The organism is Kitasatospora sp. NBC_01539 (assembly GCF_045040525.1).
Classification (GTDB): Bacteria; Actinomycetota; Actinomycetes; order Streptomycetales; family Streptomycetaceae; genus Kitasatospora.
On sequence record NZ_CP109390.1, the window covers coordinates 1,321,003 to 1,337,539 of the forward strand.

Annotated in this window: 14 protein-coding genes; 7 read left to right on the top strand and 7 right to left on the bottom strand. The window is 72.6% G+C overall.

Features of this window, described 5'->3' with window-relative positions:
* The first annotated feature begins 35 nt into the window (after positions 1–35).
* The 5 genes from OG335_RS05630 to OG335_RS05650 all read left to right on the top strand — a co-directional run bounded on the left by OG335_RS05630 (position 36) and on the right by OG335_RS05650 (position 5,297).
* A complete protein-coding gene (locus tag OG335_RS05630; RefSeq protein WP_405009881.1) occupies positions 36–683 on the top strand; it encodes a hypothetical protein in 648 nt (215 codons plus the stop codon).
* Positions 684–869: 186 nt separating this feature from the next.
* Positions 870–2,798, top strand: a complete 1,929-nt coding sequence (locus tag OG335_RS05635) for an ABC transporter ATP-binding protein (RefSeq protein ID WP_405009882.1) — start codon at positions 870–872, stop codon at positions 2,796–2,798.
* Positions 2,795–4,171: an NUDIX domain-containing protein gene (locus OG335_RS05640; protein WP_405009883.1), complete on the top strand. Its 1,377-nt coding sequence runs from the start codon at positions 2,795–2,797 to the stop codon at positions 4,169–4,171. The genes OG335_RS05635 and OG335_RS05640 overlap by 4 nt, the downstream gene beginning before the upstream one ends.
* Positions 4,168–4,668 (top strand): NUDIX domain-containing protein, encoded by a 501-nt coding sequence (locus OG335_RS05645; protein ID WP_405009884.1) that lies wholly within the window; start codon positions 4,168–4,170, stop codon positions 4,666–4,668. Before OG335_RS05640 ends, OG335_RS05645 begins: the two co-directional genes overlap by 4 nt.
* A gap of 143 nt (positions 4,669–4,811) precedes the next feature.
* The gene (locus tag OG335_RS05650) at positions 4,812–5,297 is read left to right on the top strand and encodes an NUDIX domain-containing protein (RefSeq protein ID WP_405009885.1); all 486 of its coding nucleotides are present in this window, start codon (positions 4,812–4,814) and stop codon (positions 5,295–5,297) included.
* A gap of 406 nt (positions 5,298–5,703) precedes the next feature.
* Here OG335_RS05650 and OG335_RS05655 read toward each other — a convergent pair whose 3' ends face one another.
* The 7 genes from OG335_RS05655 to OG335_RS05685 all read right to left on the bottom strand — a co-directional run bounded on the left by OG335_RS05655 (position 5,704) and on the right by OG335_RS05685 (position 13,027).
* Positions 5,704–6,318: a hypothetical protein gene (locus OG335_RS05655; RefSeq protein ID WP_405009886.1), complete on the bottom strand. Its 615-nt coding sequence runs from the start codon at positions 6,316–6,318 to the stop codon at positions 5,704–5,706.
* Positions 6,319–6,353: 35 nt separating this feature from the next.
* On the bottom strand, positions 6,354–8,234 hold the full coding sequence (locus tag OG335_RS05660) for a hypothetical protein (RefSeq protein ID WP_405009887.1): 1,881 nt from the start codon (positions 8,232–8,234) through the stop codon (positions 6,354–6,356).
* Positions 8,231–9,103 carry a sensor domain-containing protein gene (locus tag OG335_RS05665; RefSeq protein WP_405009888.1) on the bottom strand — a complete coding sequence of 291 codons (873 nt, stop codon included), beginning with the start codon at positions 9,101–9,103 and terminating at the stop codon, positions 8,231–8,233. The genes OG335_RS05660 and OG335_RS05665 overlap by 4 nt, the downstream gene beginning before the upstream one ends.
* A 37-nt stretch (positions 9,104–9,140) precedes the next feature.
* A complete protein-coding gene (locus OG335_RS05670) occupies positions 9,141–9,368 on the bottom strand; it encodes a hypothetical protein (RefSeq protein ID WP_405009889.1) in 228 nt (75 codons plus the stop codon).
* Between the two features lie 61 nt (positions 9,369–9,429).
* Positions 9,430–11,379, bottom strand: coding sequence for a hypothetical protein (locus tag OG335_RS05675; RefSeq protein ID WP_405009890.1), 1,950 nt, complete (start codon positions 11,377–11,379; stop codon positions 9,430–9,432).
* Entirely contained in the window at positions 11,376–12,233 is an 858-nt protein-coding gene (locus OG335_RS05680; RefSeq protein ID WP_405009891.1) for a protein phosphatase 2C domain-containing protein, read from the bottom strand. Before OG335_RS05680 ends, OG335_RS05675 begins: the two co-directional genes overlap by 4 nt.
* Before the next feature lie 110 nt (positions 12,234–12,343).
* Complete coding sequence (locus OG335_RS05685) at positions 12,344–13,027, bottom strand: vWA domain-containing protein (RefSeq protein ID WP_405009892.1); 684 nt, start codon at positions 13,025–13,027, stop codon at positions 12,344–12,346.
* Positions 13,028–13,247: 220 nt separating this feature from the next.
* On the opposite strand from OG335_RS05685, the gene OG335_RS05690 reads away from it, so the two are divergent.
* A complete protein-coding gene (locus OG335_RS05690; RefSeq protein WP_405009893.1) occupies positions 13,248–15,593 on the top strand; it encodes a helix-turn-helix transcriptional regulator in 2,346 nt (781 codons plus the stop codon).
* Positions 15,590–16,528 carry a DUF6801 domain-containing protein gene (locus OG335_RS05695; RefSeq protein ID WP_405009894.1) on the top strand — a complete coding sequence of 313 codons (939 nt, stop codon included), beginning with the start codon at positions 15,590–15,592 and terminating at the stop codon, positions 16,526–16,528. Before OG335_RS05690 ends, OG335_RS05695 begins: the two co-directional genes overlap by 4 nt.
* The last annotated feature ends 9 nt before the right edge of the window (positions 16,529–16,537 follow it).

A 16,537-nucleotide genomic window follows, 5' to 3' on the forward strand; every position in this document is an offset into this window, starting at 1 on the left:
GCAGCACCATCCACACAACCACTACGGCCACCCGCATGACTACTCTCAGCGACAATGCCGCTTCCGACCCCGCCCGCGCCGGGCGGCTGCGCGACGGGCTCACCGACCGCCTGATCGCCCAGAAGACCATCACCAGCGACGCGGCGGAGAAGGCGTTCCGCACCGTGCCGCGCGAGTGCTTCCTGCCCGGCTTCCCCCTGGAGGCCGCGTACGCGGACAACCCCGCCTACACCAAGGCCGACGGGTCCGGCACGCAGATCAGCGCCGCCTCCCAGCCAGCCGTCGTCGCCCTGATGCTGGAGCAGCTCGACGCCCGGCCCGGGGAGCGGGTCTTCGAGGCCGCGGCCGACCCGGATGCGCCCGCTGCCCGAAACCTGCTGCGGCAGCTGACCGGCCGAACGGGTGAATCCGGTGACGGCTACGCACTGCGTGATCTCCTCGCCCACCCCGGCGCCCGGAGCCGTCTCGGACCCGCCCGAACCAAGATCATCGAACGGGCTCTCGGCGCCTGCGCACTGGGGTCGGCCACCCTGCCGGCCACCCTCCGCAGCGGGCTGGAGGAGGCCCTTGACCATGCTGCCGCAGTGCTCGAAAAGTCCCCGTTCGACCCGGGCTCGCCCGGAGGTAATCCGCTTGAACGCCGCGCTCGAACAGCACCATCATCAGACGCTCCCCACCGGTAAGAAAGTCCCCAACTTTGGCCCTGTAATCGCTACTTGGGATCTTCTTGCACGTCCGGCGGGTGTCTGACCTGTCCGCGCACTGTCTGTGTCTGGAGGAGCTGTGGTCAATCCCCCCGCCCCGGTGGCCGAAGTCCGGCCCGCCCGTGAGGGCCTCGCGCTCCGGTACGTCCGCAAGGAGGCGACCGCTTGAGCGCCGCGACGACGTCGGCCGAGACCGCCGACGAGGAACTGCAGTGGCTCGCCGACGGGCGCCGCATCGAGACGATCGAGGCGATCGGCGTCAGCGCGATGGCACGCCGCCTGCCCGCGCTCGTCGTCCGCGCCTTCCGGCTCGGCTGGCGCATCGACCGCTCCTCCGTCGCGCTGCTCCTGGCCTGCCAGGCCGTGTCCGCCGTGCTCGGCGCGGCCGGTCTGTTCGCGACCACCGGCACGATCTCGGCCCTGTTCGGCCCCGGCCAGGCCGGCGAGAAGCTCGCCCACGCCGCACCGTCCATCCTCGTGATCGCGGCGGCGGCCGGCGCCCGCTCGCTGCTCGGCATCACGATCCAGACCGTCACCGTCCACCTGTCCCCGCGCATCTCCCGCGAGGCCGAAGCCGCGGTGCTGCGCGCCACCGTGGCCGCCGAGCTGACCGCCTACGACCACGCCGGCTACAACGACGAACTGGAAGCCGCCGACCGCGGCGCCGAGGTCTGCGTGGACATCGTCGGGGAGGCACAGAACCTGCTCGCCTCCCTCGCCTCGCTCCTCGGCGCGGCCGGCGTGCTGACCGTGCTCCACCCCGCCCTCCTCCCGCTGCTGGTGCTGGCAGCGCTGCCGCAGGGCGTCGCGTCGGTGCGCGCCGCCCGGGTGCACTTCCTGGCGAACCGGGCCGCGATCGGCGACCGCCGGATCATGGCGAACCTTCGCTGGTACATCCACCTCAAGCGCAACGCCGACCAGGTCCGCTCCGACACCATGGGAGACTTCCTGCTCGACAAGTACGAGCAGGTCGGCCGACGGCTGGACGCCGGCTCCCGGCAGGCGGCGACGCAGAGCGCCCGAGTGTCGGTGGCCGGGGCCGCCGCCTCCGGCCTCGGCACGGCCCTGGTCTGGGCGGCGATGCTGTGGCTGGTCAGCACCGGCCGGATGAGCCTGCCGCGCGGCGGCGCCGCGGTGTTCGCGCTCGCCGCGGTCGGCACCAGCCTGCGCGGCATCGTCGGCTACGGCGCGGACCTGTTCCGCACCGGCATGTACCTGGACGACTGGTCGAGCTTCCTGGACACTGCCGGCGGCCACCGGCCCCAGCGCGGCACGACCGTTCCCGAGGCACCGGACCGGATCACGGTGGAGGACCTCAGTTACGCCTACCCGGCCTCCGAACGCAAAGCGCTGGACGGGGTGAGCCTGCACGTCGAGCGCGGCGAGATCCTGGCCCTGGTGGGCGAGAACGGCTCCGGCAAGACCACCATCTCCAAGCTCCTGGCCGGGCTCTACCTGCCGGACGGCGGGTCGGTGCGGTGGGACGGGCGCGACACCCGCGACCTCGACCCGCACGCCCTGTGGCGCCAGGTCGCGGTCGTGCCGCAGGACTACGCGCGCTGGCCGATGACCTGCAGGGAGAACATCACCCTGGGCCAGCCGACCGCCGACGGCGACGAGGCCGTGATGCGCGCCGCGGACGCCTCCGGCGCCGGTGAGGTCGTCGCCAAGCTCCGCCGGGGCCTGTCGACCCTCCTCGCGGTGGAGTGGATGGGCGGCGAGGAACTGTCCGGCGGACAGTGGCAACGCCTCGCCATCGCCCGCGCCTTCCACCGCGACGCCGGACTGCTCGTGCTGGACGAACCCACCGCGGCATTGGATCCGCGGGCCGAGCACCGGATCTTCCGGAACCTGCGGGCCGTCGCCCGGCAGCGGGCGGTCGTCCTGGTCACCCACCGGCTCACCAACGTGGCCGTCGCCGACCGGATCGTGGTCCTCGAAGACGGCAAGGTCCTCCAGGAGGGCACCTTCGCCGAACTGGTCGCCGACGAGGGCGGCCGGTTCAGGGAGTTGTGGGACCTGCAGAACGAGCGCACCGGCGTCCCCGCCCAGCGGAACCCGTCCGCCGTGAAGAGCAAGGAGAACGACTCGTGATCGACTTCGACGTCCTGACCGGCCCGGCCTTCCGCGAGGGCATCGAGCGGATCGGCGTCGGTGTCGTGGTCCGCGACACCGCAGGGCGCGTCCTGATGATCCGCAGGGCCGCGCACGACGTCCTTCCCGGCCTGTGGGAGTACCCGGGCGGCGCACGGGAGGAGGGCGAGAGCGTGCCGGCCGGCGCGGCGCGGGAGCCGGCCGAGGAGACCGGGCTCACCGATCTGGAGCTGGAGTACGCGCGGAGCCTGGACTTCACCAACCAGCGCGGCCGGCGAGTGCGGCAGTTCGTCCTCACCACCGTCGTACCGGACGGCACCCCGATCGTCCTCTCGCCCGACCACGACGCCCACCCATGGGCTCCGGCGGACCGGCTGCCGGCGACGAGCGAGGGCCGGCGCTCGGTGATCGAGTGGCTCGGCGGGCGGCCGGCCCTTCCGGGTTGGCGACCGGTCGGGGGCTACGTCACCACCGTCGCCCGTCCCAGCTCCTACGGATGCTTCCTGGTCACCGACCCCCAGGGCTGCGTCCTGGGGATGCGCTCGACCGTCGACCCCGCCGTGTGGAACTTCCCCGGCGGCAACGTCGAGCACGGAGAGAGCCCGTTCACCACCGCCCTGCGCGAGGCCGAGGAGGAGCTGGGCCTCGACCTCGCCGCGGAGAACCCCGAAGTGATCGCCCGGCGGCGCCTGGTCGCCGTCGTCCACGAACAGGCCGGCACCGGGTATCCCATCCCCGTCTGCGGCTACGTGTTCGACGGCGGCACGCTGACCGCGGAGCAGCAGGCCCGGATCCGTCTCGATGCGGGCGAGCACACCGGGTGGCGCTTCGAGAGAGCCCACCACTGGCGCGACCTGATGTCCCCGGACCGCTACCAGCGGCTCCGGCAGGTGCTGCGTGCCCACCGCCGCGGTGTGCCGCTCTACCCGGAGCGCCCCGTGCCGGCCGACGACGACTTCGAGGGCGTCCTGGTCTTCGTCACCGGCCCTGCGGGTCGACTGCTGATGCACCTGCGCGAAGCCGGGCCGGGCATGGCCCGGCCCGGCTACTGGACTCCGATCGGCGGCTGGCGCGAAGCCGACGAGGGCGCCCGGGAGAGCGCGGTGCGCGAGGTCCGCGAGGAGGCCGGGATCGAGATCACCGGGCTGCGGCCCCTCCCCAGCCCGCACCACGACCTCGGCCTCCCGCTCACCCGTGTCCTGCACGCCCACTGGAGCGGCCACGAGACGGACCTGCGGCTCGGCACCGAGGGCCTGGCCGTGCGCATGGCCCCCCTCGACGACGTACCGCTGCTCAAGGTCCCGCCCTCCGTGCAGCACTACCTGCCGCTGCCGGCCGCAGCGGTCGGCCAGGACACCGGGAGGACCTCGTGACCCGACTCCGCAGCACCGACCGCGCGGCCACCCCGGCACCCCCCGCGCCCGCGGTGGACCCGCCGACCCTCGTCGTCGGCGTCCACCTCGTCCTGATCGACAGCGGCAAGGTCCTGCTCGGTCTGCGCAGGAACACCTCCTTCGCCGAGAACCAGTGGCACGTTCCCGCAGGGCACATGGAAGCGGGTGAGTCCGTGCTGCGTTCAATGGCCCGTGAGGCCGAGGAGGAACTCGGCATCACCATCGCCGAGGACGATCTCCTCCTCGTCCACACCCTCCACCACCTCGACGCCGACGACGGCCGCTCCCGGCTCCAGCTCTTCTTCCATCCCACCCGCTACAGCGGAGAGATCGGCAACCGCGAGCCGGAAAAGTGTCACGAGCTTCGGTGGTGGGACCTGGCAGCTCTTCCCGACGAGACCGTGCCCTACACCGCACACGCCCTGGCCGGGATCGCCGTGGGCCGGGCGATGTCCGTCATCGGGTGGCCGGCATGAACGGCATCCCGCCGGTGCTGCCCCCGAACGCCGACCGCCTGCTGCGCGCTGTCGCAGGTGGGCCGGTCACCGGGCTCGCGATGCTTCACAGACCCCGCCCCTCCGGTGAACGTCACTTTCCCGCTACTGCTTGGAGAACCGACATGCAGACCCTGCGCCAGACCGTCGCCGTCATCGCCCACGACGAGCAGGCGGGCAGGATCGCCTGCATCCACTACGCGAACGACAGCTGGTCCACCACCCCCGCCTGGACGATCCCGGGCGGGAAGGTGGAGGAGGGCGAGCGCCTCGACGAGGCCGCCGCCCGGGAGCTGTTCGAGGAGTCCGGGCTCGTCGTCGCGCCCGAGGAACTGCGGCTGGTCCACACGATCCAGGTCCGGCAGGGCTGGGACGGCAAAGGGCCGTTCCTGCTCTCCGTGTTCGCCGCTACCTCCTGGCTGGGCGACCTGACGAACACCGAACCCGACAAGCACCTCGCCGTCGTCTGGCTGGGCACCGACACCCTCCCCTCCCCCATGTTCTCCACCTCCCACGCCGCCCTCACCGCCTACCTCTCCGGGCGGAACCGGGGCTTCTCCACCCACGGTTGGGACGACACCGTCGACCCGCGTGCTCTCGTCGGGGCCTGACGTGCCCGGCCGCCACCACCGCCCGCCCGCCGCCGACCAGGCCGTCCTGCCCCCGGACGTCGATCTGCGGTTGCGCCATCACCGAGGGCCGCACGGTCACCGAGGAGGGCGTCGTCACCCTTCCAGGCGGCGCCCACCCGTACGCCCACCGCACCCTCTACCGGCCCGACGGACGGGTGGACCGGCTCCTGGAACGCCTGTGTGGGTTCCACGGCGAAGCGGACAGTGCCTGCACGGAATGGACAACGAGTGGGCAGTTCCGGGGCTCTGCGGGCAACGACTCCGGGCAGTAACTATGTTCCTCGGCATGGCCGTTCAGAGTCCGACTCGCGCACCATAGCGCGTACAGAGCCCGCGGTACGCAGCAGGTCCGTTGCTGCTACTGCCCGGCACCGTGTTCGCGGGCTCACTGCCACAACTGCTTCGCCCAGTCGCCCCGGGGGCGGTAGGAACGGCCGTCGCCGACCTCCTGCACCCCGCCGGGGACGACGGCGCCGTGGTAGGGGTACCGTTCCGTCACCGCCGCCAGCAGGAACTCCAGGAAGCCGCCCTCGAACAGCTCCCAGTCCCGCCTCACGTGGAACCTGGCGGCGACCGGCCAGCGGTCCGGGTCCGGGCCCCGCATCAGCCAGAAGAAATGGTCCGAGTTGTAGTTGTTGCCCCATTTCAGCAGCCCTCCGTCGGCCGGGAACAACGGGTACGGGCACTCCTCGACGTCCCCGTCCCGATATGCCTGGGCCAGCCAGGCGCAGTATCCGTAGGGGTCCGTCGTGTCGTACAGGAACCCCTCGAAGCCGAGCGGTGCACCGACCTCGACACTGCGCGCTCCCGACGGCGCGTAGACGTGCAACTCGCCGCTGATGCTGACCGACCCGTACCGGTCGACGAACGCCCGGTAGTCCACGGGCAGTTGAAAACCCATCACCCCGGGTCCGAGCTCCCACGGCACCGGTACCACCCCGCCCTCCGGCGGCGGCCCGATCTGCGCGCCCAACCTGTCCAGCATCTCCTCGACATCCATGTCCACTCCTGTCGGCCGCCCGCTCTCGCCGGAGGCTATTTTCCGAGGTTCACGAGTCCGGCAGGGCCGTACCTGGCGTTCTCCACGGCCGTCGACGCGAAGTCCCGGTACGCCCCGGTGGTGGCGTCCCACGCGTAGAGCGCCATGTACCACTTGTACGGAATGGTGCTAATGGTGCTGCCGGTGCTGTTGTACTGCGGACGCACGCTGTACAGCACACAGCCCCCGTCCATGCTGCTCCCGGCCCTGGTCTCGAAGCTCCGCATGCTGTTGGTGATGGTGCCGCCGGTCGCCTGGTTGATGTTGGCCCCCAGCTGGAAACACGGCGTCAGGTTCCGCTCGTCCGCCGTTCCGCCGGCCATCTTCGGCACGGAGTGGCAGCGGGCGATGGTCTTGCCCGGGGCGAACCCGAGGGCCTTGGCCCGCGCTTCGGCGTCCTTCCAGCCCCGGATGGTGCCGGCCGCGTCCTGGCCCCTGTTCTTCGAGTCGGGCTTCCCTTCGAGACAGGCCCGGACCCCCCGGTTGCGGCCGCGGTCGTCCGACGGCAGGTAGTCGACCCATCCTCCGCCGTCCAGGTCCGTGGCACTCGACGGCTTGAGGTCCTTGCAGGCGCTGACCCTCCGGTCGCCGTTCCCCACGGGGGCCGGGTCGCCGTGTCCCGCGGCGGAGTCCGAGGGGCCCCCGGAGGCCGGGTTGCTGGGTCCCGGGGCGGGCTCCGGAGAGGCGGGGGCTTCGTCCACCGTCGTGACCTCGTCGACGGGGAGCTGTTCGCCGTTGCGGTACGCGATCAGACCGCCGGAGCCGAGGGCCCCCGGGGCCGGGGCCGGCGTGGGGGTGGGGGTGGGGGAAGTGGTGGCGGCCGGGGCCTGCGCCCGTAGCGCCGTGTAGTGGCCGTTGGGTTTGCGGACCAGGCCGTCGTAGCTGATGGACGGGCTGCCGAGGGTGGCTGCCTGCGCGGGGGTGAGCCGTCGGACGGCGTCGGGCGTCAGGTACGCCGTGCCGGGTCGGGTGTCGACGGTGGTGCCGTGCTGCTTCGCGTACTGCGTCAGTGCGGCGGTCCGGGGTTGCCGGTAGGGACTGTCACCGGTGTCCTCGTCCTGGCCGGCCGACCGGTTGCCGGGGTGCGGGGCCGGAGCGGGCGCGTCACCGCCCTGGTCCATGGCGGCCGCCGGGTTCGACGGAACGGAGGCGAGACTCTGGATCGCCTGAGCCATCTGCGCGAGCAGTTGCTGGTCCCGGGACTGGAGTTGCTGTTCCTTCGTCTTGAGGTCGGAGGCTTTCGTGTCGTTGTTCTTGGAGGCGGCGTCGAGCTGGGAGGACCTGGTGTCGACCTGGGAAGCCTCCTGCCGGATCTGGTTCTGCTCGCTCTGGATCTTGTCCTCGACGGCGTTTTCCTGATTCCGTCTGGACTCCAGTTGGCGTGCCTCGTCGTCGTAGGCGGCGGCAGGGCCCGCCTCTTCGGGGAGTTGGAACGTGCGCCGCTTGGCGTTGTGGGCGGTGATCTCCCCCTCTACGGCCTTCGCGCGCTCGTTGTGGGCGCTGATCTCCTGGTTCACCACGGCGACCCTGGCGTTGAGCGCCGCCTTGCTGTCGCGGATCGCGGCGGCCTCCTTGGTGATCCGCTCCGCCTCGGCAACCACGTCCTTCCCCTGCTGGGCAAGCTGCGCCGCCTGCCGGTTCGCGTCGTCGATCTCCACCAGCAGGGTCGCGAGGGCGGCCTCGAACCCCCGGGGCGTGACCAGCGGAACGGGGGCGAGCGTGCCCGCCTGGGCCGTGACCGCCGCGGCGTCGGTCGGCGCGATCGTCTGGACCCCCACGGCGGCGATCTGTGCCAGGAGTGCCATCAGCACGAGGTGCAGGATCCGGGGCAGCGTCCGCCTGCGGCGCGCGGCCGCCGTGCGCGAGGGCGCGGTCATGCGGTCACCTTGCCGGTGAGCTCGTCGGCGATCATGAAGACGGATGGCCCGCCGTCACCGGCCTGGCAGACGGAGGCCTGTATCAGGCTGGCGCCCTTCACCCTGGCCTGGTGGTAGCAGGCCCAGTTCGCGGTGTCGCCCTGCGTCGCGGTCCACGCCACCGCGACCTCGGTGGCGGGGTGCGCCGCGTAGGTCCACTTCGACGTGCGTCCGGCCTGGTCGGTGAGTGTCGAGGACGGGCACTTGGTGAGGCCGTCGGTGAGCGTGCGGAAGGCCGCGGCCGCCTTCCCGCTGTCCGGGAACACGCCGATCACCTGGTTGACGGTGTAGCTGCCCGAGCCTGCGGCGTCCTGGTAGGTCGCCGAGAGGAACGCCTTCCACGCCTGCCCGTAGACCGACTGCGTCGTCGGTCCGGCGGCGACAGCGCATTCCGACGGGGCCACGGCGAGCGGGGCGTGGGGCCGGTTCGACTGGGGCCCGGCCACCACCGTCGTTCCGGCCAGTTTGCTGACGCCGTCGGCGCTGAGCAGGTCTGCCTGGACGGTCCCCTCGGCGATGTGCGGAGGGAGGACCGTCGGCTGTTGCGGCCAGAACCACCACCCGATGCCGGCCAGCAGGAGACAGGGAACCACTGCGGCCACCGGCAGCCGCCAGTGGCGCAGCACCCCGATTCCCCGGCGCGCTGCCCGCGCCCCGGGCGGCGTCACCGACGCGGCCGGCGGCTGCGCGCTCGGCCCGGCAGAAGGTTGCACGGGCACGGACGGCGCCGCGCCGCCGTGGCCGAGCTGAGGTGGCACCGCGCGTGGCGTCTGCTGCCAGGTCGGCGGCGCCGGTGCGGCCGGGTCCTGGTTCCAGTAATGCTTCGTCATGACGTTCTCCTGGTGCTGGTGTTCGGGTCGGCGCGGTTCATCGGCTGCACGAGACGGCGAGGACGAACAGCAGGAACAGCACGGCGAGGACGCCGAGGCAGCCGATGCCGCCCTCCGGGTTCTTGGTGTTGGCCTCGACCGTTCCGCCGGGGAACAGGCCGGGGTGGCGGTCGGTGTAGTGCGCGATCTGCTCACGCTCGCCCCGGGACTCGGTGCCCCAGGAGGTCTTGAAGCCGCATTCGCCGCACCGGTAGCGGTATGCCATGTCAGGTCCTTGAACTTCGTCGGCAGGATGGCGGGTTGGTCAATGCGCAGCGGCGGCGGGGTCAGCGCCGGCGCCAGCAGACGGTGTAACCGAGGTCGGGGAACTCGTTGGAGCGCCAGTAGGTGGAGGCGTCCTGGCCGCAGAACGCGGGGTTGTCGGGCGTGGTGGTGCGCCCGGTGACGTAGACGTTGGAGCGGTCGCAGCTGCCGACGTTGGTGAAGGTGGAGCCCGACTTGAACAGGCATTCGCGGACGGTGGCGTAGCCCGCGTCATCGGGGAACACCATGGACAGGCACTGCAGGACGTCCTGGTCGGCGCCCTTGGGGCCGGGGACGGTCCGCCACTGGTTGTAGTGGGGCCAGCTGTCGCACTTGGAGTGGTCGCCGGTGCCGCGGTAGACGGCGAGGACCTTGAAGGCGGCGGTCCGGCAGGACAGCAGCGACCACGGGCCCGCGCCGTTCGGCCCGAAGACGCAGTCGCCCTGCCGGGCGTGGTAGGAGTCCCCGCCGGGGCTCTGGTAGCTGAGGCACAGGACCCGCGAGTAGCGCTTGGAGCTGACGCTCTCGTCGTTGCCGGGCACGTTGGTGCAGCCGTCCAGGTCGGTGCTGCCCTCGTTGATGCGGACGACTTTGAACGTCCCGGTGGTGCAGGTGGTCGGGGTGAGATCGGCCTGACTGCTGGTCCCGGTGTCGAAGAAGCAGTCGCCGACACGCGCGGTGGCAACCGGATCGGTCGGACTCGGACTCGGGGTGGGTGTCGGGGTGGGTGTCGGGGGCGGGGTTCTCGGGCGGGTGCTGCCGAGGGTCGGATCGGGCTGCGAGGGCAGGTAAGAACTGCCGAGCGAGGGTGACGTGTGACTGTCCGTCAGTGGGTGGCTGTCGGCGGCCGAGCGGGCGTCGGCCGGGTGGGAGTCGTCACGGTGGGCCACGAGCAGCAGCAGGGCCACGGTGGCGGCCACGGCGGCGAGCACCTTGCCGGCCCTGGCCGCAGCGCCGCCCGTCCCCGTGCCACCGGTGGCTGCCGGACCGGCCGATCCGCCTCCGTTGCCGACGGGAGGTCGCGGGATGGCCGGTCCGCCAGGTGGGTTTCGCTTCGTTCCGCCACTGGTTCTCGGCCTGTTGCCGGGTTTCAGGCTGCCGGACGCCGAGGCCAGTTGCTCGGCCCAGGTGGCGGGCGCCGGCCGGGCGGCCGGGTCCGTCCCGAGCGAGGCATGGGCCAGGGCGCCGAGGGCCGGGTCGATTGCCGCCAGGGCGGCCGGGTCGGTCGTGCTCTGGTTACGAGCGAAGAGGCGGACGGCGAGCAGGGCGAGCTTGTACGTGTCGCTGTGTCGGGTCGCCCGTTCCTCGCCTGCGGGGACGTGCCAGTCCGGGGTCTCGGCCTGCGGCAGCACCGTCGCAAGGTCAGTGCGGGCCGCATCGCAGTCGATGAGGAAGCATTCGGGCCGCGGTGTGAGGGTGAAGAGCAGGTTCTTCGGCGAGAGGTCGCCGACGGTGACGCCGAAGCGGTGCAGGCGGTCGAGGGTGGTCGCGAGGTCGGCGAGCAGCAGGAGCCGGTCCTGGTCGGTGACGGTCAGTCCGATCCCGGCGACGTAGGCGTCCTCGTTGAGGAGGTACTCCAGGGTGGCGAGCCGGGGCGGGCCCTGGTTACCGGCCGCCAGGGTCCGGAGGGTGAAGTGGAAGCGGTCGGGGACGGCGCGCATCAGGAAGCCGCACGTCTGCCCGCCGCGCCGGACCACTGTGGCCGGCCAGGCGGTCTTCTCGCACAGCCAGCGCCCCTGTTCGCCTGTCAGCCGCCCGGGCAGCGCGACCGCAGCAGCCAGCGCGGCCGAGTCCACCTGCGGCAGCACCGCGGGGGCGTACTCCTTGTAGACGACCTCCCAACCGCCTTCGGCCGCCGACTCGTTGATGCGCTTGTTGCGCACCTGATGGACCGATCCCTGGCCGCCGCGGCCGAGTTCCGCTCCCAGGGTCAGCGCGGCGAACTCGACCGGGGTGGCCGGCCGCGTGCTCACCTCGGTCCCCCGGCCCGGGGCCAGATCGCCAACAGAGTGCGGTCGTCGTCGAAGGTCTCCCGGCTGAAGTCCAGCACATGAGCGAGCCACAACGGCGTCGGCGGCGAGGAAAGTTGCCGGGCGAACAGTTCCCCGACCCGGCCATCGCCCTCGCCGAGCGGGTCGCCGAAGCCGTCCGTGCCGATCAGCAGCGTCCACGGTTCGGCCAACCGTCCGACGGCAGTCTCCAGCTGTTCGGGGACCAGGGGCAGTGGGGAGACCTCGTTGCTGACCAGTGGAGCGCCCGGTGCGGCCTTGCCGCCGAACAGCGGGTGGTAGCCGCCGTCGGCCCGGTCGAGGAGCCACGCCCCGGAGTCGCCGATCCGGAAGAGTTCGGCCTCCAGGGCGTCGCCCGTGGCGCGGACCGCCCCCGCCACCAGGGTGGTCGCGTACAGGCGGGTCACCTCGGCCAGCTGCGGTGCGGGGACGCCGAGCCGCCACCGCGCCAGTTCCCGCAGCCGCTGCGCGGCGTGGGCCGCGACATCGGCTCCGTCGAGCCGGTCCGGGCCCCGGTCGAGCAGGTGCAGGATGCGTTCGACGGCGGCCCGGCACGCCTCGACGGCGCCCTGGTGGGACTCGGCGGCGCTGGACACACCGTCGGCGACCGCGAAGACGATGCTGCCGGTGGCCTCGTGCACGGCGGCGCGCGCCGCGTCCTGGCGCGGCTGACGGTAGTAGCGGTGCTTGGCACCGCGGACGGAGGCGAACCGCAGCGTGAGCCGGTCGGTGGACCAGCCCTCGCACTCGCTGTCGGGGAAGTCGAAGGCGTACTGGCTGGGCGGCCGGGCCTCGAACTCCAGGCCCGGCACGTCCACGGTGATCCGCTGCCACGGCGCCGGGTCCGGCCGGATCGCCGGGGGTGGCCCGGCGGGCCTCGGAGGCACCGCCGGCGGCGTTGGGTCCGAGGCGTCCCGGCGGGCGGGCGTCACCGGCCGACCTCGTCGATGGCCATGGTGAACTGGTCGGGCCGGTTCACCACCAGCTGCGGGTCGGCCGAGTTCAGGGCCTGTCCGGAGGCCACCAGGCTCATGGTGAGCGAGTGGAAGAACTCCGAGATCGCCCGGCCGACGTCGGTACCGGACTTGGCGAGGAAGGCGAACTCGGGGCGGGTCGCCACGTCGACCATGGTCTGCGCCCGGGCGTCACCGAGACCGCAGGCGATGATGTTGGGCGCGGTCGGCGTGCGGTCCCGGTCGGTCAGCTCGGCGTGCGGCGCGCGCCAGGACGTGCCGTCGGTGGGCTGGCCGTCGCTGAGCAGGAAGACCACCGGGCGGTGCACCCGGTAGCCCTCGCCGCGCAGCCACTTCACGTCGCCGGGGATCCGCTGCAGCAGGTCCTCGAAGACGGCCCGGTAGTTGGTCACCCCGCGGATCACCAGCCGGGGCACCGTGGTCTCGGTGCGCATGTCCGCCACCGCGAGCCTGACCTGGACGTCGTCGGAGAAACCCAGTACGGCCAGCCGGAGCTTGGCCGCGACCATCGGCTCCGCCCGCAGCCCCTCGCACAGCGACGCCACCCCGTCCCCCAGCTCACGCTGGTACGGCGCCATCGAGCCCGACTCGTCGGCCACCACGTAGGCCGGCAGCAGGACGCCTCTAGCCTCCGCCATCGCAAACACCGCCTCCCTCAAGTTCACGCAACTGGTGTCGCGGACGGGGCGGTCCGGGCCGCGCAACGGAGTGCGCCGCAGGGCCGCGGAACCGGCTGTCCGCACCACCGATGCTGGCGTCGCGTCAGGCGAGTGCACAGGTCACAGCGCCGGTCATATGTGACCGGTCGTCAGAGGTAGGCTCACCTCTGTTTTCGAGTTCCCGGGGGAAGGGTGGGGCGTGGCGGAGACGCTCGGAGCACTGGTTCGCCGGTTACGGAAGCGGGCCGGTCTGACGCAGTTCCAGCTCGCCGAGCGGGCAGGGCTCGGCGAGAGCACCGTCCGCCGGATCGAGACCGACCGGTCCTTCGACCACCGGCTCGGCACCATCAACCGCATCGCGGACGCGCTCGACGCCGGCCCCGAGGACCGCCGACGGTTGAGCGCCCTCGGCGGCGGCACCGGCCCGGCCGCGCCGGAAGCGCCGGCGCCCCCACCGGAACCGCTCCCACCGCCCCAGGACCACGGCTCCCTCGCCGACGCTGCCGAGGAGTTGGCCCGCGAGAGCCGGCAGCGCTGGCGCCGCGAGGAGGCCCGCCACCGGGTGCACCACCCGTTCGCACTGCCGGTGCGCTGGCAGCAGGTGCCGGCGGGGACGGCCGACCAGCCGGCGAACGCCCTCCTGCTGGCCCCCGGTGAGGCCCTCACCGAACCTGACCTCAGCGGCGACCTGCGGCGGGTCGCCGGGATCTACCAACGCATACCGTCCGGCCGGCTGGTGGTCCTCGGCCGCGCCGGATCGGGCAAGTCGATCCTGGCCGTCCGGTTCGCCCTCGACCTGCTGGACGCCCGCACCCGCAACGAACGGGTGCCGGTGATCTTCAGCCTCGGCTCCTGGGACCCGACCGCCGTGGCCCTGCGCGACTGGCTGATCGCCCGACTGCTGCGCGACTACCCGCACCTGGCCCGCCGGGTCCCCAGCGGCAAGACACTGGCCGCGGACCTGCTCGACGACGACCTCGTCCTCCCCGTCCTCGACGGATTCGACGAACTCGCCGAAGGCCTGCGCGCCCCGGCCCTCGAAACACTCAACCTCTCCCGACTGCCGCTCGTCCTCACCAGCCGCCACGCCGAGTTCACCGCCGCCGTCCGGACGGCCCACGCCCCGCTGGCCGCCGCCGTCGTCCTGGAACTGCGCGACCTCGACCTCGACGACCTGCGCGGCTACCTGCCCCGGACCGACCCGGCCTTCCCCGGGCCCGCCGACACCGACGGGCAGGGCGCGACCTGGGAGGCCGTCCTCGACCCCGCCCGGACTGCGGAGAGCACCGGCCGCGCCAACCTCGCCGCCGCGCTGCGCACCCCGCTGATGATCGCCCTCGCCCGCACCATGTACAGCGACCACCCCGAACGGCGACCGGGCGAGCTCCTGGACACCGACCGCTTCCCCGACCCCGAGGCGATCGAGGAGCACCTGCTGACCGGGTTCGTCCCCGCCGTCTACCGCCCCCGTCCCGCCGAACGGCTCGATACCGCCCACCGCCGGCTCGGATCGTGGGATGCGGAACGCGCCGAGCGCTGGCTCGGCCGCCTCGCCGACCACCTGACCCGGCTCGGTCGCGAACAGCAGGACCTCACCTGGTGGGAGATCGGCACCAGCATGGGCCGCACTCCGCGCGCCCTGATCATCGCCTTCCTGGCCGGCCTCGCCTTCGGCGTCACCACCGCGGTCGGCAACGTGCCGGTCGACCTGGTCGCCACCTCGCACGGCCTCCGGTTCGCCGTTGTCCGCGGCCTCGTGGTCGGCCTCCTGCACGGCTCCGTCGCCGGGGCGCTGTTCGGCCTCGTGTACTGGCACGCCCGCACCCGCGCCGCCCCGAGACCGTCCCCCGTCCGGCTGCGGGTCAGCGTCGGCACCCTGCGCACCCGCCGCAACGCACTCACCCGGTTCCTGATCGGTCTGGGTTGTGGAGCGGCCGGCATGGTGCTGCTCATCCTGGTCGACGAAGGGCTGGTCGCCCCGCTCGGCCTCGCCGACGGCCAGGGCGCCGGCCTCACGGCCGGGTTGCTGTTCGTTCCGCCGATCGCCCTTGCGACCGGGCTGGTCTTCGGCCTGATCGCCCTGTTCGAGGCACCGGTCCGCACCGAATCCGTTGTCAGTCCAGCCGACCTGCTGCACATCGAGCGCCGCAACGTCGTCTTCCACCTGCTCACCTGGGCGCTCGTCATCGGCCTCGGTGTCGGCCTGCTCAACGGCATCGTGTACGGGCCGGTGCGCGGCTTCGAGGTCGGCCTCGTGTTCGGTCTCGAGGCCGCGTTCGGCGCCGGGCTCAGCTACGGACTGAGCCTGACCGCCTGGGGCCAGTGGGTGGCACTGGCCCGCATCTGGCTGCCGCTGACGGGGCAACTGCCCTGGGCGCTGATCACTTTCCTGGAGGACGCCCACCATCGCGGCGTGCTCCGCCAGGTCGGGGCGGTCTACCAGTTCCGCCACGCCCGGATCCAGAGTCACCTGAGCCGCAGTCACCAGCAGCGCCACGGCCGCGAACAGCGCCGGCGCGACCACTCGACGGAAGGGGCACGATGAGCGCCGGATCCCGTACGCACCGCCCGAGCAGGCGCACCCGCCGTGCGGCTGTTGCCGCAACCGCCACCGCCCTCGTCGGCACCCTCGCCACCGCCCCCGCAGTCGCCCGGCCCGCCGCCCCCACCCTGCAATACACCTGCGTCTTCCCGACCATCGGCGGACAGGCCATCACCGCCAGGATCTCCGCGGACATCCCAGCCACCCTGTCGGTCGGCGAGTCCAGCCCGCGCTTCGCCATCCAGGCGGCCGCCACCGTCGAAGCCTCCTTCACCCTCGGCCTGCGCTACGTCCTCGGGGTGCGCACCATCGAAGGCTCGGTCGACGCCGAGACCCGCGTCCTCGCCCCGCAGGGCGAGACCGCCGTCCCCGTCCACCTCTCCATCACCCGCACCCCCGTTCCCGCCTCAGGTGCCTTCGAGATCCCCGCCACCGGCAACGCGCCCCGGCTCTCCTTCACCCGCCCCGGCACCGGGCGCGTGACCGTCGGCGACTTCACCCTCCACCTCGTGCCCAAGGACGCCGACGGCAACCTGGCCGCACCCGGCCGGATCGACGTCCCCTGCACCTTGAACGCGGGCCAGGACAAGACCGTTGCCCCCTTCGAAGTCACCCCCGCGAAAGCCTCCCCCACCCCGTCCCCCACCGCCCCTCCGTCCGCCCCGGCCCCGTCCTCCGCCTCCGCCGGCATCACCCCGTCGGGAACAGACCCCTCCGCCGTCGCGAGTACCGCCTCCGCCGGCATCACCTCGCCGGCTCCTCCACCGCCGGCGTCCGCCCCCACCGCAACCGACGCCCCACGGGCGCCAACCGCCCACCCCCAGGGCGCCGGCCTGGTCACAGCCGCGATCTCAGCAGCCGTCGCCGCAGCCCTTGCCGCTGCCGCCGTCCTCCACCGGCGATCCAAACGCCGTGGAGCATCCGAGCCCTCGGCCTGACCGTCCGCC